The sequence below is a fragment of the Legionella geestiana genome, assembly GCF_004571195.1.
In the GTDB taxonomy this organism is placed as follows: domain Bacteria; phylum Pseudomonadota; class Gammaproteobacteria; order Legionellales; family Legionellaceae; genus Legionella_B; species Legionella_B geestiana.
Genome location: NZ_CP038271.1, coordinates 903,330 through 915,000 on the forward strand (window position 1 = coordinate 903,330; position 11,671 = coordinate 915,000).

Genomic DNA, 11,671 nt, shown 5'->3' on the forward strand with positions numbered 1-11,671 from the left:
TAGGTGGTACCATCAACTGGCATAGCGTTTTTATGCCAGTCGAGCCGTTTTTTTATCAGAGACGTAGCCCAATATCCTCAGACTGCGACGAAGCTGGCAAACTATCAGAATGTTCAGATCCACTTAAAGACCGGGGAGCTGGTGAACTTTTCCGGATTCCTTTCAGCAGGGAAAAAGAATACATACCCGGTTCCCGAGCACCTGCTCCTCCTTCCTGTAACAGAATCACCGGACCCGGATTAGGCTGAGAGTCTGATGTAATTAGTGAGGAAGAGGTTGCTGTTGTCGTATCGTCAGAGATTACCGCATCCAATGCGACTGCTGATTGCGGATCATCAGAAACCAATGCGGTATACGTACCCGTGTTCACCCAGGACATTTTGCCCAATATATTATCCAGATTATAAATATTGTTACGGGATAAATCGCCTCTGTCATGGCCATGTACATAATTGATCCGGTAAGGTCGCAGTGTTTCCTCTCTGGCCAGTGTTTTCTCGTAGAAACGGTTCCACATTATGAACTCTAAAGGATGTTCCGTTTTATCGATCGGACTACCTCCATGGCCCCCTTGGGAAATAGATGAACGATCATACAATGTGTGTACAGAATTATTCTGTACATGTATGGAAAATACAGCATTGATTGCATCAATGCTTGCTGCAAGGTCTGCGGCAGTTGCGTCATTATAAACTGTACCCAGCTTTTCAGCCAAACATTGCACGATTAACAGATCTATCCCGGCATGGCTAAACAAAGTAATTTCGCTGCCATCGGCGCTGAGTGAATAATCAAGTGCTTTAAGCATTGGTTTGTAACGCGCATTGGCAAGCTCTATAACCTCATCACCATCAATCAGCCCACGCTCTATCAGTGATTGCATCATGATTAGTGACATGGCAAAGTGATTAAGCATCGTGCTTTTAAATTTCTTGTTCTGTTCTATATAACGCTCATACGCTTCAACAAACTCCACACCATGATTGGATAACAAAATCGTCACAGGAACCTTTTCCTGATGCAGCTTTTCCAAAATTTTTAATGTAAAGTAATCATTTTGTCCGCGATCAGCGGTTTCATCACCAATAAGCCTGACCAGCATATTGCGGTTTATGACAGGTATTTGGTCAATAATCTTTTTAAAGCGAGCCATATCATCTTGCGTCAGATAGCAGCAAGGTTTCGTATAAATAGCAACAAGGTTGTAATAATTTTCCGCTGATATATCGACAATGCCATGTCTTTGCAAAACAAAAAGCAACTTGATAGCATTGCTATGTAAATCACCGATCGAAACCTGCGTCTCCCCCTCTATCACTTTTGTTGCAGGACGCTTGTAAATATCAACGTCTTCCATGTCCAATCTTTTTGGCATAATGATCTCCCTTGTCATCTGGATGACTGTCAATTTAACTTCTTAACTTCACGTATATAAAATGCCAACGAATTATGCTCGAATCTGGTGTATGGGAAAAATAAATTAGGTGGCGTACCCTGTTGATCGTTCTTGCGGAACATAATCAACAAAAGGAAATACGCCATGAAGGATTGTAATCTGAAAGAGGTCTCTACACCAGTTCAAAAAATCACTGTTTATTGAAAAATCTCGCTGATTAAATCTTACGTGTAGCAGAGCCTATTTTTGCAACGGAGGCATTTTTATTGCTAACTACATCCTGGTGAAAAGCCAGCCATCATATCAATAAAATTTTCCGCTTCATGCGCTTGATCACCAAACAAATCTTCCCGAATACGCTGTTGCTCTTTAGTGCTAAATATAGTCATTCCAGTTCGACTCCTGTAATCCGACGCGCTAATTCCATCTTTATCTTCAAGCAAACTATTTCCACCTTTCTCAGCGAGGGCATAATAGACGTGTCAATTTCTCTGGAGAGCAGGCAGCGTGTTATTTCGCTACGCCCTACCACTCTTGGGAGCGAGGGTTAAACGAGCATACCAACGGCTTGATACGACAATATTTACCAAAATCCACCAATCTTCGAATGGTGACTGATGAACAGATTCAGGATATTCAAGAGCGCTTGAATATCCGTCCAAGAAAAGTGCTAAAATACAGAACACCTAACGAGGTCTTTTTTGCGGGAATAAACTCTGGTTCCACTGTTGCACTTCACTGTTGAAACGGCGATTCAAATAGTCAGAAAGGTATAGGATTATTTGTTGCAAATCATTTATATTATCTTGCTGCAAAACTACTTTTTTGGTTTTTTTGGATCTGCCACAATTTCGTTGATCATATAAAATAATATTGCATTGCAGGGAATTAAATAAACTATGATGCTCAATAAGATATTCTGTTGTTAGCGGCTAGAACCCCGATTACGAAATTTTTTGAGACAAAGTGTTTCCAACCCGTCCTTGCGGTGCTAATATTGCTCGCCTTTTGGTTTATTATAAAGATTTTTCATGACGCCCCCACTTTCCCAGACCCTGCTTTCCCTGATTTCCGAACATCTGCATCGCTATACCCTGGTTTCCCTGATTTTCAGACTTCTGTGTCGCTATGCCGGCGGGATAGGCCACCCAGGCGCAAACGCACACAAAGAAGAAGTCGCCCTGCTCCTCGCCGAGATTGCACGCGGTGTTGTCGAAACAACTCCTGAAGTTGCAGAAACCTCCGGAGTTCTCCTCGAAACCCAACCTGTCGATCTGGCGTATGTGATCAACCGCCTGCGGGAAATCAGGCAGATGGCGCCACCGGATGACCTCTTCCACGATATCTTCCTGGGCTTGCAACGCTTCGTATCCAGCATCCTGGTCGGTGCACATCCCGACCTGTTCCCGAGCGTAAACATTTATCACTACTATCAAAAAGGGATTGGCGGCATGTTGACAGGCCATCCCCGTGACAACACGCGGGCATTCCTCGATGCGCTTGAATTCATCACGATGCCTGACGACCGACACGCAATACTTTTGAGCATGAAAGAGCATCCGGACAAACTCTACCGGTTAATTGTCGATTTCCCGATGGAGTCCATTCCTCTGTTAATTCAGGAATTCAAAGGCACTGCATACGGAATTCTGATTCGCTCAGCCAAAAATGAGCGTGCCCTGAGCGCCCTGGTGACTTACCTTCAAGCCCTGCCGCCCGATGTCGATAAATCCCCATGGCTCCTTGCAAACCATGATGAAGACCGCGGGAAATACACCCTTCTGTCCTGCGTTCTGGAAAGAACAGAGTCATTGCCGCTTCTGGGCAACGTGCTCTGCTATGCCAGCGAACTGCAGGATGAGACTCGCTACCGCGTTTTGCAAGCCCCAATAACCGCTCAGATTGGCTGGACAATACTGCGGAACGACAGCAAAAAACAACCCATGCTGCAACACTACCTTCACACGGTGCTTGCATGGCCCGAGGTCGATAAAGTCAGCCTGCTCGGTCCTCTCGTTTCAAAAGTAGCAAATCTGTATCTGAACTTGGAATTTGGGCATACACGTGAAGCACGCGAAGCCTGGAGCACATCCTTCATGAGGATGCTGGTGAGATCGCCGCATCTGTCACAGTGCAGCGAAATATTGACCCGTAGATTGAAATCGTCTCATACTCTGTCTCTCCTCGAAAGCATCACGAAAGTGTATCCTGACCTTCTCAAACTGCTGTTGGACACCGCGAAGAACTGGCCCATCACAACCCAGGCTCACCTCCTGTGGTGTGCCTGTGCACAGGCCTCAACAAACAGGCAATCTGCAAGACATATCGTGGATTTCGTCCTCGATGCCGGCGAGAGCCAAAGCGATCTGCTGGCCATATCGGGGTCGGATGGCTGGAATCTCCTGCACCTCGCGGCCATGCATTATCCTCTAAAAGCCCGGATACTGCTGGAAGCAATGCAAAATAAAATTCCAGGCGAGTGCCGTCGCCTTCTCAGTGCAACTACCCATCCCGCGGGGTACAACCCGTTGATGTTGTCCATCGTCCACAATGACGCGTCTGTCCCGCTCTTTCTCCGCGCCATACAAGAATTGCCTTGCTTCCGTCAAATCAATGACATCCTGACTCAGGTGGGTGTTGACAATTCAAGCCCTTTAAAGCTGAGTATTGACCACGGGCAAGCGCAGACAACGGGTAAGATGATTCGCAAAATGTTGCCCCCCCAGAGCAAGCCATCATTCTTTACGCCATTGTGTGATGACCCGCCGACCTCGAGCAAATTGCAGGATGGCCGGCTTCCGGCGGTCAGCAGTTCAGGGAATAGAGTATAGGAGTTTCAAAGGCTTTGTTGCAAAAAATTTCGTGATATGGTTCGCATAAGGAGTTCCAGGCCGAAACCGCCGAAATTTCCGAACGGATGTTTTATGATTTGTTTTCTAACATTGCTACTTATATTTAATCAGTTACGCAAAAATTTATTGGAGCCAGTTATGAGAAATATTGTTAATTTTGATTCTTGTTAATGATTTAATGTACATGATCAGAAATTTCGGCGGTTTGCGTCTGGATCCCCTAAATAAATTCGTTCGATTAAATTAGAATTAGCACTTTTTGTGGTTATTCCACACGCCCAATTGGACTCCAACATTGGGAAAAATAGCATTTTGAAAACACGCCCAAGTCCCAGTGCTCATTATTGAGGAGAGAAGTGATGGACATTATTATCGGCGCTGCGTTATTGAGCCTTTTACTGGGTGCACTAATTGGCACATTCTTTAAATGGCTTGGTCTGAGCCCAGTATTTTCCGGATTTTTGCTTATTCTATTCATCAATTTGATAGCCAACTTTTTGATTCTGAATTTCGTTCACGGTGACACAGACGCCTCTTGGTTAGCTTTGCCATTATTGGTGATATTTGATGTTTTTGCATTTATTGGATTAATATTGGTGCGCGGCAAGAAAGAGCCTTAGCAAAGCAATTAGGATTGAAAAATTAAAAAATGATCAAAGAGTAGCAAATCAGATATTGCCGTCATTGTATCTGCTGCCCTACCTGATAATGTAATGTAAAAAAGGTATCGGAAGTGGAGGATTGGTCTTAGCGTACGTTTTTGTACCGTTGGACTTCAAACCCCAGTTATTCCGCAGGCAGCAGTAACACCTTAATATCCTGCAGGATAGTAGGCTTTCATCAGGAAAAAAAGTCCGAGTACAAAGAGAAGCACTCCGGTCATGCGCATGCGAACCGGGTTATCCAGAAATGATTTTGCCACACTCATGGCCATGGAAGGATAAAACAGGCGAAAAAGTCCAGTCAGCAGTACCAGCCACGAGAAAAGAGTGACAAGTACCGGCCAGCCCATCATCCATATGTTGTGGCTGACAACCATCATAAGCCCAAGAATCAAGGTAATGAAGGCCAGCACAAAAAAGAGACCACGATTGCTGATAACTTCATGCATGACAGCACGCAGCTCTTCCTGACGCATGACTAAAAACACGCTCACTACCACAAGGTACCAGCCTAATACCATTACCAGAAATTGTGTAGCCATTGATTCGCTCCCTGAATGTAATATGGTTGACACTGAAGCAGTATCGCAGCCGCGATTGTTTAATGCAATACCATTTGGAAAGATAATGTTTCAAAAATGCGGTAAAATTACCCTATAAGCACCGAGGTCATCATGCGACTTGAAAAATCCTTTTATGAACAGTCTGCAATAGATGCAGCGCAAAACCTGCTGGGTAAGCGACTGATATATCGAGAGACACAAGGCATTATTCTCGAAACAGAAGCCTATCGCGGCAGTGACGACCCGGCCTCGCATGCTGCCCGGGGTCGAACACCGAGAAATGCCATTATGTTTGGCCCTCCGGGGTATGTTTATGTGTACATGATATACGGATTACATTTTTGCCTTAACATTGTCTGTGAAGAAGAAGGACAGCCCGCTGCTGTTTTGATTCGAGGTATCAGAACCTCTGAAAAACTTCTGGATGGCCCGGGAAAGCTCTGTCGACACCTCGGCATAACGCTCACTGAAAATGGTACAAGCCTTATCGACAGCCCGCATTTTTATCTGACGCAAGGCGTAACACCTCACGACATAAAGGCAACAGCGCGCATTGGCATTCGATATGGACAGGAAAAGCTGTGGCGTTTTGTGGGGCATTTCGGTGAACCAACTGCCGCGCTTTATACCTGACAGACATACAGGCGAAATCTCCAATAATTTAATAAAATACAATTAAATTAATTAATTACCACACTGTGCAACGATTTTTGTTTAAATTTAATATTATTGTTATTATTGCAAACATTATCGCCTTAAACCGTCAAAGAGTACCGCGTATGCCAAAACTTCACACACAGGTTGAGCATCTTTCCCACCCCCTGGCGAGGCATATCCCGGAGACGGTATGGTACAGTCGATATTTTAAGCGTAAGGCGCTCGATGCCGAATTACAAAGAATAGATGGCACTCTGGAAACAGCATCGCTACCCCTTCATCCCGGCGAGAGTCCCTTAAAATCCTTGCTCTGCATGATGTATGGTCATATAGAGCATGAGGTGGAAGCCGTTCTCGCTGCATCCCGGGCCATGGGGTGTGATGACCTGAGCATTTTCATTGCAGGTGCCTGTGTCGGGCACATCGACCTTCTTCATGCGCTCGGGCAGGCAATGGCGCTCGAACCAAAAATTCAGGCGATTCAGGCAGAAGACTATCATCTCTACTGGATTGTCGCATTAATGGGCCACCTGGAGATCCTTAAACACTTTGAAAGCCTGATGAGCGCAGAACAACAGCTGGAAGCGATAAAGACCTTGGACTATGAAGGGTATGCCGCCACAGCATCAAGAGGCCAGCTGAATATTCTCAAGCATCTTGAGAGCCGAATGAGTAAGGAGCAGCAGCTGGAGGCGATAAAGGCATTGAACTATACCGCGTATACTGCCGCAGCAGCGTGCGGTCATCTGAATATTCTGCAGCACTTTGAGAGCCAGATCAGTAAGGAGCAACAGCTGGAGGCGCTGCAAGCTGGTAACTATTTCTCCTATCGCGAAGCCGCAGCAAACGGCCAACGTAATATTCTGGTACATCTTGAGAGCCTGATGACACCTGAGCAACAGCTGGAAGCACTGCAGGCTAACAACTATGTTTCCTATCGCGAGGCCGCCGAATACGGCCACCTGCACATCCTCGAGTACTTAGAGAGCCGGATGAATGAGGCGCAGATAGAGGAGGCGCTACGGGCTAACAGCCATGCCGCGTATTTCTTAGCCGCAGCATGCAGTCGCCAGCTCGTCCTCGAGCACCTCCATCGTAAACCCCTCGTTTTTGCCTGGGCTGAAATGCACATGCGCGAATACGGCCATCATGTGCGCCCGTTTGCTGAAGCCCGTCTGCAGGAGTGGCAGGAAGCGTCAGAGGCTTTTACCGCAAGTAACCCCAACGGCGTCTTTACCCTTAACGCGACTGATGCGCGACTTGCCTTTTACGTGGCACGCCATTTGATACGGGAAAACACCGAAGAAGCCCTTGATCATTTGCGCTTTCTGATGCGCATCCCGGGCGTTGCGGTCCTTGCACATCGAGCTGTCACGCCGAACGAGACTAATGAGTTGCTGCGCCTCGCGCTCGCCACTGAAAACGAGGCAGCCGCTGCCATCCTGCTGACACTCGCACCAGTGCGCATCCTCGCTGAAGAAAACCAGTTCTATGTCCATGAGATGCAGGGAGGATTGGACCTGCGCGCCCTTGCCGAGGACCGCGAGTCATCCATGCGCGTTCTGACCAAAGCCGAGCAAAAGCGCATCCGGCGTATCCATGCTCACTATGGAGAGGTCCTGCAATTCACGGGAGCTGAGAACCTCCTTGAAATTCTGCGTGAGCGCCTGCGTGAACGCTGCCTTGACCATCCGGCCTGCATCACCGTCAACGACACCACCATCCACCTCCCCCTGACTTGGAACGAATTTCTCGAGATGCCGCTTGAACAGGATGCGCGGGAAGCGGCGCTGAAGGCGTATCATGCACACCCGGCGCACACGGCCCTGCGCTGGCTCCTCCGCCCAAACCCCTGGATGGCGGAAAATGCGGCCTATGTCGAAGGCAACCCCGCTTTACATACGGGCTACTCCACCTTCGAAAATTACCACACCCTGATTGGACTCCTCTGGCTCGCGGCCAGTGACGAGAACACACCGGCCACAGACGGGCACACCCTTGAGGGACGAATCGAGCATTTTATTCGCGAGCTTGCCCTCATTGGACGCGCTCACAACTGGGACCGCACGCGCCCTGTACAGCGCGCTGACGGCACCGAGGCGCGTGAGGAGTATGATAATGTCAAAGAAGGCGACATGCCGAGCTGCTACTCCGGCGTCAACCGCCGCCTCTTTCAATCCGTGATTGGGCACCCCTTCATGCATCCCTTTGGCAACGACATCCTGGAAGCTGAGCTGCGTGATTTTGCCCGCAGTCACTTCTTACAACAGCTCACGGCCGATAAACGTGCACATCTTCTTGATGCAGAGGAGGCCATAGCAAACCTCGAGCCGCTGACGGGCGACCAGCTCGAAGCCATGGAAAGCCTCAATATCAGCGAAGAAAAAGGGCGCGCCTTCATTGACAGCCTGCAAAAAAAATACGCCGAAGAGTGGACGCCTGCCTGCTCGGCTTTCCTGCAGGACTGGCTGGTACTGCCACGGGCCGGCATCACTACACACGTGAGCAGTCTTTGGATGTTGACCGATTTTTCAAACCTGCTCAGGTCACCTGCCCCAGTCGACTCTCCCTCTGCCGCGCGCGAAGGTTTCTTTGCCACAACCAATAGTGCGGCATCCTCAGGCAGGCAGGCGTCATCGGATAACGGTGACGGCTACACGGATATAAGCTGTCAGAGCCCCGGAAGTAGCTCTCAGAGCCGGGGCTAGACTTCGGGGCTTTGTGAGGTGAACAGATAATGCATATAACTTAGCTGAGTACCGGACATTTTCATCGCTTTTATAGGTGTGCCGGCACTATCGGTAACGCAGACGGGCACGCAGACGTTCACGTGAAGGTACGCGCTCACGCGCGCATTTGAATGAACAGCAACGACCAACTGACAACGCGTCCTGGAGATAGTGAAGTTGTAAACTCTATGCAAAGCGGCAAGCGCACTGCCCAAAAAAATCAAACAACCGCGCTCGCGCGACGATCACGTGAACGTCTGCGTGCCCGTTTGCGTTACCGAAATCTTCGTCTTCGCTTCAACGCCGGATAGATGCACCTTCGTACGTGTCTCTAAAAAATTATCCGGGTACACAGCCGCCACCTGTATCAGGTTTTCGCCTTAATACCCACTTAATAAATAAAATTTATACTTTGTGCTCAAGTGATATCTTTGTTTTTGAGGAAACCGTAAATGCCCGATAAGTCTGTCACCCGCTATGCACGTATTGACTCTGACATAACAATTGACAAGGTTCGTGCACTGCCACCTTATATTTTAAGGGCCTATCTTACAAATGGCGCGCGCGCTGAAGTAGTGCGTGCACTGCCACAGAGCGTACAAGCCGCTGAAATTGGGCCTAACGTATCCGTTGATACGATAAGAGCGCTTCCTGAAACATTAGAAATGGTTGGCATTCATCCAGACGCAGAAGCTGATACGGTAAGCGCAATACCTAAAACGGTAAAAGTGGCTGGCGTTTTTCCTGGTGTAAAAGCTGACCTTGTAAGTGCACTCCCCAAAAGTATAATTAAAGCCTGTATTTTTAAGGGTGTAAGTACTGATGCAGTAAGAGCACTGCCCGAAAACGTTATTGGAGTCAGGATTTATCCCGGCGTAGAGGCTGACACGGTACGGGCTCTGCCTCCGAACGTGAAAGTCGTTGAAATAATGTCTGGCACACCAGCTGACACGGTCAGAATGCTGCCTGAAACGGTAGTGATGGTTGAAATTTTTCCTGACGCACAGGCGGATATGCTGCGTGCACTGCCTCAAAGCATTAAATGCATCAGGTTAACCTCTGGTGTTACAACTGCCGTTATACATGCGCTTCCCGAATGGATAGAAAATATCGTTTTAGGTTCAAAGGCATCCCTGGAAGTAAGAGCCGCACTTTCGCAAACAGCAGCTAATATTGGTATAAAAAGAACCGATAGAAGCATAGAATGGCTAACTTCAAAAGCTGCCCTGTTGCAGCAAGATCACGTAATGTCAGCCGAAATGGCATCCTCCAGAAGAACTAAACGCTCTCGAGCAGATGGTGAAAAACACCTCGAGGAAAGACAGGAAAAGGCACGCAAAACCCCACGTCATGGTTTGTTTAGTAAAGAGCCTGGAGAGGTCACTCTCGATGAATATGAGTTACAGGCAGCCGTCATTTTGTCCAAAGTTGCTACGACCGCAATCTCACGATGAGAATGCTCTAATATGGTAACCGCCCTGAGTGATTAGTTTAAGAAAGTTGCAGCGAAAACCATTAAATACAATGTGTTATTTAAATTTTTTACAGTAGCCTGTGCTGATAAGCGCGGGACAGGATGCGCGAAAAAGACGTCCGGCCTTTGGGGATACCCGATGCCGGGCTTCGCTACGCTCAACCCAGCCTACCGATAAGTCATTGTTTTATTTATAAAATGCCGTAGCCTGCGCTGATAAGCGCGGGAAGGATGCGCGAAAAAAACATCCGGCCTTTGGGGATACCCGATGCCGGACTTCGCGGTACTCAACCCAGCCTACCGAAAAGCCATTAAATACAATGTTTTATTTGATGGAAAATTAAAGGGCAAAAAAAAAAGCACCCACATGGGGTGCTTCTTTCGTATAAAACCCTGGCGATGACCTACTTTCACATGAGGAGACCTCACACTATCATCGGCGCTGGACCGTTTCACTTCTGAGTTCGGGATGGGATCAGGTGGGGCCGGACCGCTATGGTCGCCAGGAAAACTCTTCTGCCGTACACACGGCAGTGGCAAAGATTGAGATACACGTTTCAGAGTTACCTGAAGTCTCTCAGGTTATATGGTCAAGACAATCAGCCAATTAGTACGAGTCAGCTTCACGCATTACTGCGCTTCCACACCTCGCCTATCAACGTCGTAGTCTTCAACGGGCTTCATGGGAAAACTCATCTTGAGGGAGGCTTCCCGCTTAGATGCTTTCAGCGGTTATCCCGTCCGAACTTAGCTACCCGGCAATGCCACTGGCGTGACAACCGGTACACCAGAGGTTCGTCCACTCCGGTCCTCTCGTACTAGGAGCAGCTCCTCTCAATTTTCCTACGCCCACGGCAGATAGGGACCGAACTGTCTCACGACGTTCTAAACCCAGCTCGCGTACCACTTTAAATGGCGAACAGCCATACCCTTGGGACCTGCTTCAGCCCCAGGATGTGATGAGCCGACATCGAGGTGCCAAACACCGCCGTCGATATGAACTCTTGGGCGGTATCAGCCTGTTATCCCCGGAGTACCTTTTATCCGTTGAGCGATGGCCCTTCCATTCAGAACCACCGGATCACTAAGACCAACTTTCGTTCCTGCTCGACCTGTCGGTCTCGCAGTCAAGCACCCTTTTGCCTTTACACTCATGGTACGATGTCCGACCGTACCGAGGGTACCTTTGTGCTCCTCCGTTACTCTTTGGGAGGAGACCGCCCCAGTCAAACTACCCACCATACACTGTCCTCAGCCCGGATTACGGGCCTAAGTTAGAACCTCAATAATTACAGGGTGGTATTTCAAGGATGGCTCCATACGAACTGGCGTCCGTAC

The 11,671-nt window shown here is 48.3% G+C and carries 7 protein-coding genes, 2 rRNA genes and 1 pseudogene (1 of these 10 running past the window's edge); 6 read left to right on the forward strand and 4 right to left on the reverse strand.

Features of this window, described 5'->3' with window-relative positions; genetic code table 11:
- Positions 1-55 precede the first annotated feature (55 nt).
- The gene (wip, locus tag E4T54_RS03940; protein ID WP_051550976.1) at positions 56-1,375 is read right to left on the reverse strand and encodes a Dot/Icm T4SS effector Wip; all 1,320 of its coding nucleotides are present in this window, start codon (positions 1,373-1,375) and stop codon (positions 56-58) included.
- Between the two features lie 532 nt (positions 1,376-1,907).
- Between wip and E4T54_RS03945 the strand changes: the two are divergent.
- The 3 genes and pseudogenes from E4T54_RS03945 to E4T54_RS03960 all read left to right on the forward strand — a co-directional run.
- A pseudogene (locus E4T54_RS03945) lies at positions 1,908-2,141 on the forward strand (IS30 family transposase); the annotation flags it as partial.
- A gap of 286 nt (positions 2,142-2,427) precedes the next feature.
- Positions 2,428-4,227, forward strand: a complete 1,800-nt coding sequence (locus tag E4T54_RS03955; protein WP_028386893.1) for a hypothetical protein — start codon at positions 2,428-2,430, stop codon at positions 4,225-4,227.
- Between the two features lie 380 nt (positions 4,228-4,607).
- Positions 4,608-4,868 (forward strand): hypothetical protein, encoded by a 261-nt coding sequence (locus E4T54_RS03960; RefSeq protein ID WP_028386892.1) that lies wholly within the window; start codon positions 4,608-4,610, stop codon positions 4,866-4,868.
- 191 nt (positions 4,869-5,059) lie between these two features.
- Here E4T54_RS03960 and E4T54_RS03965 read toward each other — a convergent pair whose 3' ends face one another.
- Positions 5,060-5,452, reverse strand: coding sequence for a hypothetical protein (locus E4T54_RS03965; RefSeq protein ID WP_028386891.1), 393 nt, complete (start codon positions 5,450-5,452; stop codon positions 5,060-5,062).
- A 132-nt stretch (positions 5,453-5,584) separates the two neighbouring features.
- Between E4T54_RS03965 and E4T54_RS03970 the strand changes: the two genes are divergently transcribed.
- From E4T54_RS03970 to E4T54_RS03980, 3 genes are all read left to right on the forward strand, one after another.
- Positions 5,585-6,106, forward strand: a complete 522-nt coding sequence (locus E4T54_RS03970; protein WP_051550975.1) for a DNA-3-methyladenine glycosylase — start codon at positions 5,585-5,587, stop codon at positions 6,104-6,106.
- Between the two features lie 146 nt (positions 6,107-6,252).
- Positions 6,253-8,838, forward strand: a complete 2,586-nt coding sequence (locus tag E4T54_RS03975) for a hypothetical protein (RefSeq protein WP_135100391.1) — start codon at positions 6,253-6,255, stop codon at positions 8,836-8,838.
- A gap of 473 nt (positions 8,839-9,311) precedes the next feature.
- On the forward strand, positions 9,312-10,313 hold the full coding sequence (locus tag E4T54_RS03980; RefSeq protein ID WP_028386911.1) for a hypothetical protein: 1,002 nt from the start codon (positions 9,312-9,314) through the stop codon (positions 10,311-10,313).
- Positions 10,314-10,724: 411 nt separating this feature from the next.
- On the opposite strand, the gene rrf is transcribed toward E4T54_RS03980, so the two are convergent.
- Both rrf and E4T54_RS03990 read right to left on the reverse strand, forming a co-directional pair.
- Positions 10,725-10,840 (reverse strand): 5S ribosomal RNA (gene rrf, locus E4T54_RS03985).
- A gap of 79 nt (positions 10,841-10,919) precedes the next feature.
- A 23S ribosomal RNA gene (locus tag E4T54_RS03990) occupies positions 10,920-11,671 on the reverse strand (it continues 2,137 nt past the right edge of the window).

What these genes read in the sequence shown, in the direction of transcription:
- E4T54_RS03980 (WP_028386911.1), top strand. Translation starts at nt 9,312, where the DNA reads ATGCCCGATAAGTCTGTCACCCGCTATGCACGTATTGACTCTGACATA.
- E4T54_RS03965 (WP_028386891.1), bottom strand. Translation starts at nt 5,452, where the DNA reads ATGGCTACACAATTTCTGGTAATGGTATTAGGCTGGTACCTTGTGGTA.
- E4T54_RS03975 (WP_135100391.1), top strand. Translation starts at nt 6,253, where the DNA reads ATGCCAAAACTTCACACACAGGTTGAGCATCTTTCCCACCCCCTGGCG.
- E4T54_RS03955 (WP_028386893.1), top strand. Translation starts at nt 2,428, where the DNA reads ATGACGCCCCCACTTTCCCAGACCCTGCTTTCCCTGATTTCCGAACAT.
- E4T54_RS03960 (WP_028386892.1), top strand. Translation starts at nt 4,608, where the DNA reads ATGGACATTATTATCGGCGCTGCGTTATTGAGCCTTTTACTGGGTGCA.
- E4T54_RS03970 (WP_051550975.1), top strand. Translation starts at nt 5,585, where the DNA reads ATGCGACTTGAAAAATCCTTTTATGAACAGTCTGCAATAGATGCAGCG.
- wip (WP_051550976.1), bottom strand. Translation starts at nt 1,375, where the DNA reads ATGCCAAAAAGATTGGACATGGAAGACGTTGATATTTACAAGCGTCCT.